We start from the raw sequence: 14506 nt of genomic DNA on the forward strand, positions 1-14506 counted from the left end.
CGCCTTCGCGCTGGCCTTGGCCGTCCTGTGGCAACGCTACAGGCGGATCGCGGCCGCCAGTCGCTGGATGATCTCGGTCTCGGCCGGGCTTGGGTCCTCTGCGGGGGCGTGCTCGGTGATGGCCGCGCCGACCACGCCGTCCACCTGTGACACCAGGTCGATCAGGCGCTCCGCGCTCACCCCGTCCGGATAGGAGTAACACACCGAGCGGAAGTCGGCGGGATCGAGGACGTCCAGATCGACGTGCAGGTAGACAGGGCCGGTGAGGCCGTCGAGCGCCCGCTCGAAGTCGTCGACGCCGTACGTCCGGATGCCCTTCGCCCTGAGGTAGGCGTGCTCGGCCGGTTCGTCCGCCCGTTCTCCCGCGATCACCACCTGCGCGGGCGTCAGCGGCTCGGCCGGATTGAGCGGGGCCGGGCCGTCACCGAGCAGGGCCCGCACCACCATCCCGTGGAACGCCCCCGACGGCAGTTCCTCTGGCGCGAAGACGTCGGGGTTCGCATCGATCCACAGGAGTGTCAGGTCGTCGCCATGCTCAGCGCGGGCGGCGGCGATCGGCGCCAGGTCCACCGCGCAGTCGCCGCCCACGGTCAGCACCGTGTCATCGATCCCGGACAGCACCTTCTCCGTCAGCCGCAAGGTCTCGACGAGCACGTCCAGCGCCCGCACACCTTCACTCCTCGTCCCGATCCGTTCGGGCACGGGCACCGTGACCGTCTCGTCCGCCTCGACCAGCTCGGCAGTGCGAAGCGCGCCCTCCCGCAGATACGGAGCCCTGTCCGAAGCCGATCCCTGCCATTGCGGAACACACAACACCGTTGTCATGCCGCGAAATTACTAGCAGGGATTTTCGCGACGCCAACGGCCGGGACTCGGACCAAGCTTTAACGCTCGCCGGGGGAGGCGGCCGGGCCGTGGTCGAAGCGAGTCCGCGGTGTGGGGAAGGGGCCGCGGCGGGGTGGGTGGAGTTCGCGGCGGGGGGACGTGATGTCCATGATGGTCGCGACCGTGGCGCGCAGGGCCGGGAGCATCGCGTAGAGCTCGTCGCCGGGGCAGGCCGTGGCGACGTAGTCGCGGTGGCCGACGATGGCCTCGTAGGGGTCGAGGTCATAGGTGTCGCACAGCCAGGCGCAGGTGTACGCGAGCTTCCACCACAGGCGCTTGGTGGGTCGCTCGGTCAGGTAGGTGCCCTCGTTCTCGATGCCGATCGTGTGGTCGTTGTGGCCGAGGGTCTGGGCGCCCCTCACGTGCTGGCGGGCGGCGATGGCCTCCAGGCTGCGGTTGCGGCCCTCCATGAGGAAACCGCCGCGGCTGATGGTGAGCTGCTGGCCGGTGTCGTCCCAGCCGTTGTCGTCCATGTGGAAGTTCTGGATGGCTCTGGACAGGCCGAACGCGTGCTCCAGCGAGTAGTCCGTGGAGTTCTGGGAGGCGGTGTGGTGCACGACGATGTGGTCGGGGCCTTGGGGAAGCACGGTGGCCACGGCCTTCGGCGGGCGTGCCTTCCAGTCCGCCCGGGTGTACACGCGGGGAGCTGCCTGCGCCTCGCGAGAGGCGAACGGCAGAGCGCCCAGGACGACGCCGCCGGTCATCGCGGCGGTGCCGAGGAGAAGCCCTCGACGGTGAAGGCGGGGGGCTTGGGGCATGGCGGGGACTCCTTCAGCCGACAGTTGCTGATCTTGCTTAGTTGATCATTGTGGGGCCTCATCGGGAGAAGCGCATCCGGATCACGGTGGTCCCTCACGACAAGGTCGGCGAGGCCGGAACGCCATCGCGACCTGTCCCCCTGAAGTGCAACCTGGCGGTTGCAGTTATGAAGAGCCATGTGCAACCCTGTGGTTGCACTAGTTGGGGATGGTCTCAGCAGTTCACTGGCGCCGCAGCGCCCGCTGAGGCCAGGAAGAGGGAGAACGCCCGAATGGATCTGCAACTGGCAGGCAAGACCGCGGTCGTCACCGGCGGCAGCAAGGGAATCGGCCTGACGCTCGTCCGCACTCTGCTCGCTGAGGGGATGCGCGTCGTCACCGGCTCGCGCACCATCACGGCGGAGCTGAAGGAGACCGAGGCCGTGCCCGTGACGGTCGACCTCTCCACGACCGAGGGGCCGGCCATGCTCATCGACAGGGCCATCGACGAGCTCGGCGGCATCGATGTGCTCGTCAACAACGTGGGGGTCGGTGACACCGACGACTTCGCCAAGGGGGCGGAGCTCAACCTGATCGAGCTGCCGGATGACGCGTGGGAGCACACGTTCAACCTGCACTTCTACAGCGCACTGCGGGTCAGTCGCGCCGCACTCCCCAGCCTGATCGAGCGAAGGGGCACGGTCATCAACATCTCGTCCATCGGGGCGCGCAATGTGGCCGCCGGGCCCGCCGACTACAACGTCTCCAAGGCCGCGCTCAACGCCCTCACCAAGGTGATCGCCGAGCAGTTCGGGAGTCAGGGCGTGCGCGCCGTCACCGTGTCGCCGGGACCGGTCGACACCGGAGTGTGGACCGACCCCGACGGCTTCGTCGGCCGTCTCGCCAAGGAGCAGGGCGTCTCCCACGAGGCGTTCGTGGAGCAGGCGATGGGCGGGCTCGGCGTGACCACCGGCCGCATCAGCACATCGCAGGAGGTGGCGCGGCTGATCGCGTTCCTTGCCTCACCCAGCAACATCACCGGCAACGAGTACTTCATCGACGGAGGACTGATCAAGAGCGTGTGACGTCACTCGGCCCAGGGCCCGGGGGATCCTCGGCCCAGGGTCCGGGGGTCCTTGGCCCAGGGTCCGGGGGTCCTTGGGCCTCCGCCAAGAAAGGTGGGTGTGGAGCGACCAGTTTCCGGGGCTGGTGGTGTCTATCCATATGAGAGAGGTCTGGCCAGGAAGAAGGAGCCAACATGCGAGGGATCCCGCCGGCTGGGGAGTCCGACGTCTCGGCCTCGGCCGAGAGCTCGGCCGAGGATCTGCTGGGGCTGGCGCGGCACGGTGATGGTGAGGCGTTCCGCGAGTTGGTGGAGCCCTACCGGCGCGAGCTGCAGGTGCACTGCTACCGCATTCTCGGCTCGGTGCAGGACGCCGAGGATCTGGTGCAGGAGACGTTGCTGGCGGCGTGGCGGGGCATCGGCGGCTTCGAGGAACGCGCGTCGGTCCGGACGTGGCTGTATCGGATCGCGACCAATCGCTGCTTGAACGCCTTGCGGGCGGGCTCGCGTCGTCCGCAGGAGCAGCCGGCCTACAGACCGGAGGTCGTATTGCCTGAGCCATCGCGTCGCCGGGCGGAGCCCATCTGGCTGGAGCCGTATCCCGACCTGCTGCTGGACGAGATCGTCGATCACGTGCCGGGCCCGGAGGCGCGGTACGAGGCCAGGGAGTCGGTGTCGCTGGCGTTTCTGGCGGCGCTGCAGCAACTGCCGCCCCGGCAACGGGCGGTGCTGGTGCTGCGGGACGTACTGGGATTCCGGGCCGTCGAGGTGGCGGCCATTCTTGAGACGACCGAGAACGCGGTGACCAGCGCGCTGAAACGGGCACGTGAAACGCTGGCGCGCGAGCTGCCCGGGTCCGATTGGAAGAGTGCTCCGCTGCCGGATTCGCCCCAGGAGCGCCGGGTCGTGGATGACTTCGCCCGAGCCTTCCAGGCTGGGGACGTCGACGCGGTCGTGGCGATGCTGACCGACGACGCGTGGCTGTCCATGCCGCCGTTGCCGCTGGAGTACCACGGCTTGGAGGATGTACGGAATTTCCTGGCCACGACCGCGCTGCGCGGTGGTCGACGGCACGTGCTGATCCCGACGCGGGCCAACGGGCAGCCGGCCTTCGGCTGTTACATCCAGGACCCGCGGACATCGATCATGCGCGCGCACGGCGTCCTGGTGCTGACCCTGTCCGGTGCCCGCATCGCCGCGCTGACCCGGTTCGTGGACAACTCCCTTCTGGCGGCATTCGGCCTGCCGCGATCACTGCGCGCCTGAGCAACGCGGACAAGTGATCAAACAATCAGGAGAATCAAGAATGTCCTTGCCCCATCCGATGACTTGGAGAACCCATGACCGCTGATCTGAAGGTCCACGCCGACAGGCTTCGCGAGCTGCATCACGCCGGCGAGATGCTCGTGCTGCCGAACGTGTGGGACGCGGCCAGCGCCAAGATCGTGGCCGAGGCCGGATTTCCAGCGGTCGCCACCGCCAGCGCCGCGATCTCAGAGATGCTCGGCTACCCGGACGGCGAAGGCGCGCCCTGGCGGGAGATGTTCGCCGCGGCCGGGCGGGTCGCTCGGGCGGTGCCGGTCCCGGTGACCGTGGACGCCGAGGCGGGATACGGCATGGAGCCACGGGAACTGGTGGACCGGTTGCTGGAGATCGGCGCGGTCGGCTGCAACCTGGAGGACACCGACCACGGTGCGGGCGGACTGGTCGACGCCGGTGCGCAGGCCGAGCGGCTGGCGGCGATCCGGTCCGCGGCGGACGACGCCGGGGTTCCGATCGTCATCAACGCCCGCGTCGACACCTTCCTCCCGGCATCCGGGGTGTCCGAGGAGGAACGGGTCGCGGTGGCGGTGCGCCGAGGCCGCCTCTATCTGGAGGCAGGGGCCGACTGCATCTACCCGATCGGTGTCGGCGACGAGCGGGACATCGCCCGCCTCGTCGCCGAAGTACCCGGGCCGATCAACGGCAACACCAGGCCCGGAGGCCCGGACCTCGCCAAGCTCCGTGAACTGGGTGTGGCGCGCGTCTCTTATGGCCCGCGCCTCTATCGCGAGGCGCTGGCCAACCTGAAGGCCTCGGTTCATGAACTGCTGACCTGACCGTCTCGCTTGGCCGCCGTCGTGGTGACGGCCGCAGCAGCGGCCGTCACCTCCAGGCACTTGCATGGTAAAAGTGTCGAGTTCTAGGTTACTTGCATGATGCTAGTAACTCGGGAATCGGGAGCCCGCACATGACGGCCACTGGTGGCACAGCGGCGGCGCCCCAGGGTGTGCCAGGCAGATTCGACGGCCGTGTGGCCGTGGTCACGGGCGGCGGGAGCGGCATCGGCCTGGCGACGGCGAGCCGGCTCCACCAGGAGGGCGCCCGGATCGCCATCGCGGGCCGGGACGAGCAGCGACTTCGCCAGGCCGCCGCCTCGATCGGAGAAGACGTCCTCGCGGTACCCACCGACGTCGCCAAGCCGCAGGAGATCGACCAGCTGCTGTCCGCCGTCGCGCAGGCCTACGGCCGGATCGACGTGCTGTTCGTCAACGCCGGTCTCAAGACGTTCCGGCCGTTGCCCGACACCACTGAGGAGTTCTTCGACGAGGTCTTCAGCGTCAATGCCAAAGGTGTCTTCTTCACACTGCAGAAGGCGGCCCCGCACCTCAACGACGGAGCCTCGGTCATCCTGTGCGGTCTTGCGCCTGTGGATCCGGCCTGGCGCAGGCCGGGGACCGGCGTCTACACGGCGTCCAAGGCGGCCCTGCGGTCGTTCGCCCGGACCGCCGCGGCCGAACTCGCCCCCCGCGGCATCCGGGTCAACACCGTCAATCCGGGCCCGATCGACGTGCCGAGTGCCACGCATCTGCCGCCGGACCTGCTGGCCGACCGCATGCGCCGGATGGCCGATGCAGCGCCCATGAAACGCCTCGGCAGACCCGAGGAGGTGGCCGGCGTCGTCGCCTTCCTCGCCTCCAGCGACGCCTCGTACGTCACCGGCCAGGAGATCACCGTGGACGGAGGCATGTCCTGATCGAAGACGATGCGCACCTTCTCGCCCAGCCGTCCCGGCGGCGGATGAACCTCGGACGGCTCACCGGTCGTAGAACCGTGGAGGGATCTTCGTTTGCCCGGTGTGGCCGGGGAGTGGAAGGAGCTGCATCGAGATGGGTCTCTTTGGCGTGAGGGCCGGTGCGATTCCCGCTCGGACGGTGCCGGTGGTGATGGCTGGAGCGCTCGTCCTCTCCGTGGGGACGGCCGCGTCCGCCGGATCGCCGGGCGCCGCGCCACGCGCCGCGCCCGGCGATCCGGCGGACGTCGCACGGCTGACCCGCCAGATCAAGGCGCTGGAAGCGGCGTCCGGCGGAAGGCTGGAGCAGTTGCGCGACGCCCGCTTGGACGCCGCGACCTCACTGCGGCAGATGCAGGCCCTCGAAGCGGACCTCGAGCAGGCACAGGGTGAGGTGGCCTCGTTGGCGGCCTCGCAGTACATCAACAACGGCGTCGATCCGTCCGTCCAGGTGCTGAGCAGCGGTAATCCGCGGGAGATGCTCGACGGTGCGACGCTGGCGGCGCAGTTCGCCGAGCGGCGGGCGGCCAGGGTCAAGCAGATCGAGACCCTGCGCGGGCAGCAGGAACGGACGCGGAGCGAGGCCGAAGCCAAGATGAGGAAGCTGGGGTCGGACATCCGGGAGATCGCCGGCCAGAAGGAGCGGGTGCGCCGTCTTCTCCAGAAGTTCAAGCCGGAGTCTCCGATGGTCGGGTCCGGTGGCATGACCCCGCGGATGGTCCGGGTGCGCAACGAGATCGAGAGGGAGTTCGGGCCGTTCCTGACGATCGGGTGCACCCGGCCCGGCGACCCCCAGGACCACGGCACCGGCCGGGCCTGCGACTTCATGGAGAGCACGGGCGGCAAGGCGCCGTCCGCCGACCGTTCCGCCCACGGTGACCAGGTCGCGGCGTACGCGATCAAGCACGCCGAGCGGCTCGGGATCAAGTACGTCATCTGGAAGCAGCGGATCTACGACATGCGCAACCCCGGCTGGCGGGCGATGTCGGACCGGGGGAGCATCACGCAGAACCACTTCGACCACAACCACATCTCCGTCTTCTGACGACCGCCGCCTGGGCGCGACGTTCAGAAGCCCGCGAGAGAAAGGAGGAGGGACTTGACGTCGGTGGCGTCGTAGTGGTCCCGGTCTAGGCTCTCCGAGCACAGCAGGACCGGACCGCATGACGAGTCGCTGGGCAGCCGGCCGTGACTACCGCGTACCGGGGACGGGTCGAGCGGTACGACGTTGAGGCTGTAACGGAATCCCAGCTCTTTGCGGGCCAGGGCATAGGCCGCGCGGACCTTGACGAGGGAGTCGGCCGGGTCGAGGAACAGTTCCGCCGGGTCGTAGCCGGGCTTTCGGTGGATGTCCACCGTACGGGCGAAGTCCGGGGCGCGGGCGTCGTCCAGCCAGTAGTAGTAGGTGAACCACGCATCGGGCTCCGCGACGGCGACCAGCTCTCCGGCGCGAGGGTGATTCAGTGCGAGTTCGGCCTTCCCCGTGTCGTCGAGAACGTCGGCGACGCCGGGCAACGAGAGCAGAAGTGATCGGGTCTTCGGCAGGTCGGCCGGGTCGCGTACGTACACATGGGCGACTTGGTGGTCGGCCACGGCGAAGGCTCGTGAGGTCCACGGGTCGAGGTACTCCATGCCCGCCTGCCGGTGGACCGCCAGCAGGCCTTCCCTCCGCAGGGCCCGGTTGACGTCCACGGGCCGGGAGACCGGGGAGATGCCGTACTCCGACAACACGACGACGACGGCGTTCCGCGCGACGGCGTCGTCGATCAGCGGTTCGAGGACGTCGTCGACCTGGCCGGCGGCCGCCACCGCCTCGGGCCCGTCCGGTCCGAAACGCTGCAGGTCATAGTCGAGGTGCGGGATGTAGACCAGCGTCAGGTCGGGTCGTTCGCGGTCTTGAAGGATCCGGGAGGCGGCGACGATCCACTGGCTGGAGCTGATCCCGGCTTTCGGGCCCCAATAGTGGAACAGGGGAAAACGGCCCAGCTCGCGGGTGAGGTCGACGCGCAGTGAAGCCGGAGTCGTGTAGCAGTCAGGTGCCTTCCGGCCGTCGGCGTGGTAGATCGGTCGCGGGGTGACGGTCCAGTCGACATCGGCGCCCATCGCGTACCACCAGCAGACGTTGGCCACCGTGTAGCCCGGATGAACGCGGCGGGCGTCCTCCCAGATTTTGGAGCCCCCGACGAGCGCGTTGTGCTGACGCCACAGCAGGACCTCGCCCAGCTCGCGGAAATACCAGCCGTTGCCCACGATGCCGTGCACGGATGGCGGCTCCCCGGTGAGGAATGTGGATTGCACAGGGCAGGTGACCGCGGGCAGGACCGTGCCCAATGTCGCCTGGCCCCGCATGGCCCTGGACAGGGCAGGCATGTGCGCCAGAAGACGAGGGGTCAACCCCACCACGTTGATGACGACGAGAGGTGTGAGTGTCATGTGACGTCCTCTTCCTTGAGGCCGAGGCCGACGAGCCGGTCGCGAGTCCACGCCAGCTCGGCGGCAATGCCTTCGACCAGGTCCCGGCCGGCATGCGGAAGGACCTCCCAGGTGTACGTCTCGACCTCGACGTGGTGCGTCAGTGCACGAGGTCCGCCGAAGAGGGCGGTGAACGCGTCCATGAGCGTGTCCGTGGTGGCCGATAGCGGCGGGGGCGGGGATGCGTGCAGCGGTACGTGGAAGTGCACTCGCCATGAGTGTTCGCCGGGCAGCTCGCCCTCGAGGGCGAGGTCCAGGTCATCGGTCCCCACCGCATGGTCGCCTTCCCGCGTCTGGTGCAGAAAGCGCGGCTCGGCAAAGCGCGCCAGCGCGCGGCGCGCGGCCGGGTCCCGGGGATTCTCGACGTGCAGGGCACAGGACGCCTGCAGTTTGAAGATCTGGAGATCCGCGGCCGCCAGCTTGGCGACGGCGGAGGCCGGCTCCTCGAAGCCGACCGCGAGATGGCAGGCGTCCAGGCAGACACCCAGGTGATCGCCTGTGTCGGTGAGGTGCCGGACGGCCTGGTCCGTCGACTCCACCACGCAGCCCGGCTCGGGTTCGAACGCGACGCGGATGGACCTGCCCGTCTCCGCGGCCAGGTCGGTCAGTCCCTTGTTGAGCTGTTCGAGGTTGCGCGCGACGGAAGCCGCGGCGGCCGGGGTCCATGGTGTACGCCAGGCGAGCGGCAGGGTGGAGATGCTCGCGGCGTGAACGTCGTCCGGCAGAAGCCCCGCGAGAATCCGAGCCAGGTCGAGCGTGTGGCGGAGGCGCTCCCGCGTGGTCCAGTCCGGGTGGTACACCGCGTGTTTGACGACCTCCGAGTGGAATCCCCGATACGGAAACCCGTTGAACGTGACGACCTCCAGCCCGTGGTCGTCGAGAGCGCGCCGCAGTCTCAACGTTCGGCTGCGGTCACCGACCAGAGCGCTCGCGACATCGCGGGCCAGCCACAGGCCCACCCCGAGCCGCGGAACGCCGAGGCGCCTCCGGATCGGGCCCGCGTAACGGCCCAGCTGGGCGATGACGCCGTCGAGGCTCTCAGCAGCGTGCACGTTGGTGCAGTACGCGAGGTGGACGACGGTCCCGTCGGCATGATGGAAGCGCACGTCACGCTCCCCGCATCACGGTGTTTCCGGCGAAGTCACCGGCGGCGGGCGCTTCCGGCTCATCGAGTTGCAGCCGGCCGCTCTGGCCGTAGAACGCCGCCGGGTTGTGCCACAGAAGAGCCTCCACGTCGTGCGAAGAGAAGCCGCTCGCGAGCATCGCGAGGCCGACCTCGCGGGTCTTGAGCGGATCGCTGCGGCCCCAGTCCGCTGCGGAGTTCACCATCATCCGCTCAACGCCGTACTCGAGCAGGAGCGCCACCATCCGGCGCTCATCCATCTTTGTCTCGGGATAGATCGAGAAGCCCGCCCAGTGCCCCGCTTCCACGACCATCGCCACCGTGAGCTCGTTGAGGTGGTCGATCACGACCCGCTCCGGGGGCAGCCCGGCCTCCCTCAGCACGTCGATACTGCGGCGGGTGCCAGCGATCTTGTCGCGATGCGGGGTGTGCACCAGGACCGGCAGGTCGAACTCCCGGGCCAGGTCGAGTTGCCGCTGGAAGGCCTCCTCCTCGGCGGCCGTCATGGAGTCATAGCCGACCTCACCCACCGCCACCACGCCGTCCTTGACCAGATAGCGCGGCAAGAGGTCCAGCACGTCACGGCATCGGGGGTCCTCCGCCTCCTTGGGGTTCAGCGCGAGCGCGCAATGATGCCGGACGCCGAACTGAGACGCCCGGTACGGCTCCCATCCCAGCAGGGAGTCGAAGTAGTCGATGAACGTGGCCGGGGACGTGCGCGGCTGTCCCATCCAGAACGCGGGTTCGACGACGGCGCGGATGCCCGCCTCACGCATGTGCTCGTAGTCATCCGTGGTGCGTGAGGACATGTGGATGTGTGGATCGAAGATACGCATCAGTTCTCCCCTCCCAGCTCCTGGCCGGGGTCCGGTCGATGGTGGAGGCGCAGTGCCGCGGCTGCGACGTCCGGGCGTATCGACCGTCCTGCGGCGCGCCGCTCGCGGACCAGGTCGTTCAACATCCGGCCGAGTTCCTGGTCGGCCCGCCGCCACAGCCCGGCCACGACGTCGAGGGGCACGCCGACGAAGGCGCACTTGAGCACCCCCTGCCGATAGGCGGCGTTCTCCAGATGGTCAGCGGCGTACGGGCCCATCGCCGCCTGGATGATGCGGGTGTCGTTGGTGCGCAGCGCGTTCCGGACGAGCGGGAGACCGGCGGCGCCCAGTCTCCTGTGCCGGTCGAGTGGTGCGAGCGCGCGCAGGACGGCAATGCGCTCGGCGCTGTCCCCGTGGTGGTAGAGGTCGGACAACGTCGTCGCCAGGGCCTCGCCGCTCAGCGGAAGGGCCAGCAGCAGCCGTGTCCGTACGGCCTGGTCCACGCTCCAGTCAGGCCACCCCGGAACGGGGTTTCCGCCGCATGCCCGCCTTGCCGAGGGGAACAGTGTGGTGATCGCGGCATGGTCGGCGGCGCAGCGGGCGATCGCCAGTTCCAGCCAGTGCTCGGCGGGCTCCTCCAGCGCTCGATGGAGCACCGTGTGGAGCGTCTGCACGTCTGACACCAGATCAGGTCCCATGTCCGGCCCTTTTCAGCGAGTTGCTTGGTCCGGCCGCGTCCGGAGTCTGTTGCCGGGCGGTCGCCCAGGCCCGGCGGAGGTGGTCCAGCGATCGGCGGGCGACGTTGGGCGCGTCATGACCGTGCCTGGGCAGCTCCACCCCGACCAATCCGCCGTAGCCGGTCTCGGCCAGCGCGGCGAGGACCGGGGGGAAGTGGATCTCCCCGGCGCCGAACTCCAGATGCTCGTGCACGCCCCGCCGCATGTCCTCGATCTGCACGTTCACCAACTGCGCGCCGGCGCGCCGGACGCACGCGGGGACGGGCTCGGGCTCCAGGCAGCGGCAATGGCCGATGTCGAGCGTCAGGCCGAACAGCCGCGGCCCGTCCAGCAGGTCCCGCAGCCGTTCGAAACCGGCGATGGTCTCGACGAACATGCCGGGCTCCGGCTCGAACCCGAGGGGCACGCCATGCCGTCCGGCCTCATCGAGAACGGTCTCCACACCTGAGAGCAACCGGCCCCAGGCCAGCGGTCCCGGCAGCCCGGCGGGCGCGGCGCCGCTCCAGAACGAGACCGCTTCGGCCCCGAGGTCCGAGGCGATCCGCACCGCGCGCTTGAGCAGGTCGATCCTCCGCGCCGCCTCTTCGGGCGGGCAGAGCAAGGTGGGGTGGTGTTTGCGGCGGGGGTCGAGCAGATACCGGCCGCCGGTCTCCACGACCGTCCGCAGGCCGAGCCGGGACAGCCTGGCGGCCACCCGCTTCACCTCGTGCGCGATACCGGGCGCGTACGGATCCAGATGAACGGTGTCCAGCGTCAGGGCGACTCCGTCGTAGCCGAGATCGGCGAGCACGGCGAGAGCGTCGTCCAGCCGGTGGCTGCCGAATCCGTTCGTCCCGTACGCGAACCTCATGTCGGGGAGACCTTCCGGGTGAGGAGCCGGGCCAGCGGCCATGTCGCAGCCATCGCCATGGCGTGGAACGGGCGTCCCCGCGCCGCGATCAGCGCTGCCTGCAACAGCGGAAGCCCGAGGATGCCCGCGGACACCGCCGTGCGGATCGTGTACGCGTCCGGCGACCTGACGGCTCGTGACTGGGCCCTGCCCACGGCCAGCGAGTAGGCCGCCAGCGGCACCAGCGAGGACGTTCGCCGATCGCTCCGGAACAAGGCTCCGGCGGCGACGGCGGTGGCCACGGCGGTCGAGGCCAGTGCGGTCACCGCGGCCGAGGAACGCCCGCCGGTGACCTCGCCGCGGCTGAGGAGGGCGACGCCGTAGGTGTGCGCGGCGACCGAGACGGCCGCCTGAGGGGCACCCGGCCTGCCGCCGAGCAGAACGTCAAGTCCGCGGGCGGCAGCCATCGCGGCCGGGCCCGCCGTGGTGTCCTTGAGCTTCAGGTCGTACGCCCAGACCACAGCGGCGAGTGGAACGGCCGTCGCCAGCACCTGCCGCCGGCCGGACAGAGCGGCGACCGCCAGCCCGGCGCCGGTGAGGCCGGACGCAATCGCGAGGGCCTGGCGCGGGCGTACCCGCCCGGAGGGAATCGGACGTTCGGGGCGTTCCTCGGCGTCGACTACACGATCGGCGTAGTCGTTGAGCGCCATTCCCGCCCAGTAAAGGCACACCGCGGACACCAGGGGAGCAGCCCCGGTGGCTCCTCCCGCGAGGGCGTCACCCGGAACCGTCAGCGCCGCGGGAGCACGGAGCAGTTCCACGAGGTCCCTGGTGTTCACACGCCTTCTCCCGCCACGCCTTCGTTGAGGCCGTGCACCCAGCTCAGCAGCACCTCGTATTGCGGAAGCAACCGGTGCTCGTTCAGCCCGACCGGATCCTTGAAGAAGAAGCCGAGCTCGGGGAGAGGGCCGGTTCGTCCCGCTTCCTGTGCACGGGCCACAAGGCGCGCCAGGTCGAGCACCAGGGGGGCGGCCAGCGCCGAGTCACAGCCCTGCCAGGTGAACTGCAGCGTCATCGGGACGCCCAGGAATCCCTCGAACTGGATGTGATCCCAGGCCGTCTTCCACTCACCCATTGACGGGACGTTGTCGATATGCGTCTTGCCTTCGACCGGCCTGCCGAGAATCCCGGCCAAGGGCCGGTCCTTGGACAGGCTCTTGCTGCGCCTGGCGCCGGAGTCGGCCAGCGTCGCGCCGTCACCGCCGCCCAGCAGGTTGGTCCCTGACCAGGACCGTATGTGCAGAGCGCGGGCCGCGAACATCGGGGCCAGCGCGGTCTTCACCAGCGTCTCGCCTGTCTTGGCATCGCTGCCCGCATAGGGCACGCGGTGCGCGCGAGCAAGCACGTCCAGCGCTGGGACGCGCGCACCCGGCGATGGGGTGAAATCGACGTAACCGCACCCGGCCCGTAAGGCGGCGTACGCATAGAGGGAACTCGGCGGCAGCGGGCGACCTGGGCGCGCGAGCGCGTGTTCCAACTCCTCCAGGTCCGCGTACTGGCGGTGCTTGTCGAGCGGAGGCTCGCTCGAGGCCACGTTGATCACTACCGTCCTGGCCGTGCGATGGCGTTCACGGAACCGGACGATGTCGTCGACCAGCCGTTCCGCTGTTGCGGCCTGGCAGTCGATCTCGTCGTCAGCGTCGTACCCGGCGCGGATCTCAGTGTCGGCGTCCATGAGCCGGTCATGCACCGCGTCGAGCAGCCGCGGTGGAATGACCCCGCTCCGGGCGAGCTCCTCAGCCCGTTTCGGCAAAGGTGTCCCGACGACGTCGTGTCCGCCGAAGACCAGTTCGTTCAGGGGCGCGAGCGTCGTACCGGAGAAGTCGGCGCTCTCGGTCACACAGGCGGTCGGGTCCACCAGCCCAGCACCGACCGCGGCGGCGCCCACCGCCGTCGTCGTCGCCACGGAGCCGCGCGCGCCGATCAGCCACACACCGGTTCTGCTGTCGCCGCTCATGTCGTCTGCTGGGTCGGCCAGGGGAACCCGCGGAAATCGGTGTCGAGCCGTTCAGGTGTACGGGGCAGCCAGGACCGCGCCAGCCGGCGCACCGTCTCCCGGGGGAGCGGCGGATTGACGTGGTACATGTCCGGTTTCGCGGTGAGCTGGACGGCGCCGGCGAACGCGTTGAGCGGGATCATCGCGCGCCATCGCGACCGATCGATCCCCAGGAACATCATCGCCCTGGAGAAGATGTGCCAGGCGCGGTAGCCCATCGGCGGGTCGCCGTTCATCGTGTGTACTTCCTTACGGCGAGGGTCGTAGAGGACGCCCTGCCCGAACCAGGAGAACGCCGAGACCAGGCGGGAACTGCCCGGCCGGTAGAACGCGTCGAAGACGTCCAGCTGGACCCGGGACAGCACCTGGAGGGGCCAGCGCACAGCGGCCACGTAGTCGGTGAAGTCATCGGGATAGTCGCCCGACTCGAGCACTTCGAGCCACGTGAGGACGATGGCGCGCTGCCAGCGCTCGCCGAGTTCTGCGGCGAGGGCGGCGTAGGCGTCTTTCAGCTCCTGGGGCTGGTTGTAGAGCGTCACCTCGTCGAGCTGGTACCACAGCTCGTTGGCCCGGCGATCGCCGAGCATTCCCGGCACGGGTGGGAGCCGTGTGCCCGCTCGCGCCGGCGTGGCGGTGGTGAGGAGGCCGGTCGTTCCGAGGGCCGCGGCGGCGGTGATGCCGAGAGTGCTCTGGAGGATCTGCCGTCGTCCGAGTTCAGATTCAGGGAGCGACATGGT

Annotated in this window: 15 protein-coding genes; 5 read left to right on the plus strand and 10 right to left on the minus strand. The window is 69.4% G+C overall.

Features of this window, described 5'->3' with window-relative positions; genetic code table 11:
- Positions 1–36 precede the first annotated feature (36 nt).
- The gene (locus F8566_RS01710; RefSeq protein WP_151557226.1) at positions 37–825 is read right to left on the minus strand and encodes an arginase family protein; all 789 of its coding nucleotides are present in this window, start codon (positions 823–825) and stop codon (positions 37–39) included.
- A 59-nt stretch (positions 826–884) separates the two neighbouring features.
- A complete protein-coding gene (locus F8566_RS01715; protein ID WP_151557228.1) occupies positions 885–1643 on the minus strand; it encodes a peptidoglycan recognition protein family protein in 759 nt (252 codons plus the stop codon).
- Positions 1644–1915: 272 nt separating this feature from the next.
- Between F8566_RS01715 and F8566_RS01720 the strand changes: the two genes are divergently transcribed.
- The 5 genes from F8566_RS01720 (at position 1916) to F8566_RS01740 (ending at position 6782) form a co-directional block, all read left to right on the plus strand.
- On the plus strand, positions 1916–2707 hold the full coding sequence (locus tag F8566_RS01720; RefSeq protein WP_151557230.1) for an SDR family oxidoreductase: 792 nt from the start codon (positions 1916–1918) through the stop codon (positions 2705–2707).
- Between the two features lie 173 nt (positions 2708–2880).
- The gene (locus tag F8566_RS01725; RefSeq protein WP_151557232.1) at positions 2881–3951 is read left to right on the plus strand and encodes a sigma-70 family RNA polymerase sigma factor; all 1071 of its coding nucleotides are present in this window, start codon (positions 2881–2883) and stop codon (positions 3949–3951) included.
- Positions 3952–4025: 74 nt separating this feature from the next.
- Positions 4026–4784 (plus strand): isocitrate lyase/PEP mutase family protein, encoded by a 759-nt coding sequence (locus F8566_RS01730; RefSeq protein WP_151557234.1) that lies wholly within the window; start codon positions 4026–4028, stop codon positions 4782–4784.
- 131 nt (positions 4785–4915) lie between these two features.
- Positions 4916–5701: an SDR family NAD(P)-dependent oxidoreductase gene (locus F8566_RS01735; protein ID WP_151557236.1), complete on the plus strand. Its 786-nt coding sequence runs from the start codon at positions 4916–4918 to the stop codon at positions 5699–5701.
- 133 nt (positions 5702–5834) lie between these two features.
- Positions 5835–6782, plus strand: a complete 948-nt coding sequence (locus F8566_RS01740; protein WP_151557238.1) for a coiled-coil domain-containing protein — start codon at positions 5835–5837, stop codon at positions 6780–6782.
- 23 nt (positions 6783–6805) lie between these two features.
- Here the strand turns inward: F8566_RS01740 and F8566_RS01745 are convergent, their stop codons facing one another.
- Genes F8566_RS01745 through F8566_RS01780 form a run of 8 tightly spaced genes read right to left on the minus strand, consistent with a single transcriptional unit; the run spans position 6806 to position 14503 of the window.
- Positions 6806–8170 (minus strand): nucleotide pyrophosphatase/phosphodiesterase family protein, encoded by a 1365-nt coding sequence (locus tag F8566_RS01745; RefSeq protein WP_151557240.1) that lies wholly within the window; start codon positions 8168–8170, stop codon positions 6806–6808.
- A complete protein-coding gene (eboE, locus tag F8566_RS01750) occupies positions 8167–9315 on the minus strand; it encodes a metabolite traffic protein EboE (RefSeq protein WP_151557242.1) in 1149 nt (382 codons plus the stop codon). The genes F8566_RS01745 and eboE overlap by 4 nt, the downstream gene beginning before the upstream one ends.
- A gap of 1 nt (position 9316) precedes the next feature.
- Positions 9317–10168, minus strand: a complete 852-nt coding sequence (locus F8566_RS01755; protein WP_151557244.1) for a TatD family hydrolase — start codon at positions 10166–10168, stop codon at positions 9317–9319.
- Positions 10168–10845 carry an EboA domain-containing protein gene (locus tag F8566_RS01760; RefSeq protein WP_192809458.1) on the minus strand — a complete coding sequence of 226 codons (678 nt, stop codon included), beginning with the start codon at positions 10843–10845 and terminating at the stop codon, positions 10168–10170. Before F8566_RS01760 ends, F8566_RS01755 begins: the two co-directional genes overlap by 1 nt.
- Entirely contained in the window at positions 10835–11734 is a 900-nt protein-coding gene (locus F8566_RS01765) for a sugar phosphate isomerase/epimerase family protein (protein WP_151557246.1), read from the minus strand. Before F8566_RS01765 ends, F8566_RS01760 begins: the two co-directional genes overlap by 11 nt.
- Positions 11731–12552, minus strand: a complete 822-nt coding sequence (locus F8566_RS01770) for an SCO3242 family prenyltransferase (RefSeq protein WP_151557248.1) — start codon at positions 12550–12552, stop codon at positions 11731–11733. Before F8566_RS01770 ends, F8566_RS01765 begins: the two co-directional genes overlap by 4 nt.
- On the minus strand, positions 12549–13730 hold the full coding sequence (locus F8566_RS01775; protein ID WP_151557250.1) for an inositol-3-phosphate synthase: 1182 nt from the start codon (positions 13728–13730) through the stop codon (positions 12549–12551). Before F8566_RS01775 ends, F8566_RS01770 begins: the two co-directional genes overlap by 4 nt.
- Entirely contained in the window at positions 13727–14503 is a 777-nt protein-coding gene (locus tag F8566_RS01780) for a hypothetical protein (protein ID WP_151557251.1), read from the minus strand. The genes F8566_RS01775 and F8566_RS01780 overlap by 4 nt, the downstream gene beginning before the upstream one ends.
- Between the last annotated feature and the right edge of the window lie 3 nt (positions 14504–14506).

The organism is Actinomadura rudentiformis (assembly GCF_008923185.1).
In the GTDB taxonomy this organism is placed as follows: Bacteria; Actinomycetota; Actinomycetes; order Streptosporangiales; family Streptosporangiaceae; genus Spirillospora; species Spirillospora rudentiformis.

What these genes read in the sequence shown, in the direction of transcription:
- F8566_RS01735 (WP_151557236.1), top strand. Translation starts at nt 4,916, where the DNA reads ATGACGGCCACTGGTGGCACAGCGGCGGCGCCCCAGGGTGTGCCAGGC.
- F8566_RS01715 (WP_151557228.1), bottom strand. Translation starts at nt 1,643, where the DNA reads ATGCCCCAAGCCCCCCGCCTTCACCGTCGAGGGCTTCTCCTCGGCACC.
- F8566_RS01740 (WP_151557238.1), top strand. Translation starts at nt 5,835, where the DNA reads ATGGGTCTCTTTGGCGTGAGGGCCGGTGCGATTCCCGCTCGGACGGTG.
- F8566_RS01755 (WP_151557244.1), bottom strand. Translation starts at nt 10,168, where the DNA reads ATGCGTATCTTCGATCCACACATCCACATGTCCTCACGCACCACGGAT.
- F8566_RS01725 (WP_151557232.1), top strand. Translation starts at nt 2,881, where the DNA reads ATGCGAGGGATCCCGCCGGCTGGGGAGTCCGACGTCTCGGCCTCGGCC.
- F8566_RS01775 (WP_151557250.1), bottom strand. Translation starts at nt 13,730, where the DNA reads ATGAGCGGCGACAGCAGAACCGGTGTGTGGCTGATCGGCGCGCGCGGC.
- F8566_RS01720 (WP_151557230.1), top strand. Translation starts at nt 1,916, where the DNA reads ATGGATCTGCAACTGGCAGGCAAGACCGCGGTCGTCACCGGCGGCAGC.
- F8566_RS01745 (WP_151557240.1), bottom strand. Translation starts at nt 8,170, where the DNA reads ATGACACTCACACCTCTCGTCGTCATCAACGTGGTGGGGTTGACCCCT.
- F8566_RS01760 (WP_192809458.1), bottom strand. Translation starts at nt 10,845, where the DNA reads ATGGGACCTGATCTGGTGTCAGACGTGCAGACGCTCCACACGGTGCTC.
- F8566_RS01710 (WP_151557226.1), bottom strand. Translation starts at nt 825, where the DNA reads ATGACAACGGTGTTGTGTGTTCCGCAATGGCAGGGATCGGCTTCGGAC.
- F8566_RS01780 (WP_151557251.1), bottom strand. Translation starts at nt 14,503, where the DNA reads ATGTCGCTCCCTGAATCTGAACTCGGACGACGGCAGATCCTCCAGAGC.
- F8566_RS01765 (WP_151557246.1), bottom strand. Translation starts at nt 11,734, where the DNA reads ATGAGGTTCGCGTACGGGACGAACGGATTCGGCAGCCACCGGCTGGAC.
- F8566_RS01730 (WP_151557234.1), top strand. Translation starts at nt 4,026, where the DNA reads ATGACCGCTGATCTGAAGGTCCACGCCGACAGGCTTCGCGAGCTGCAT.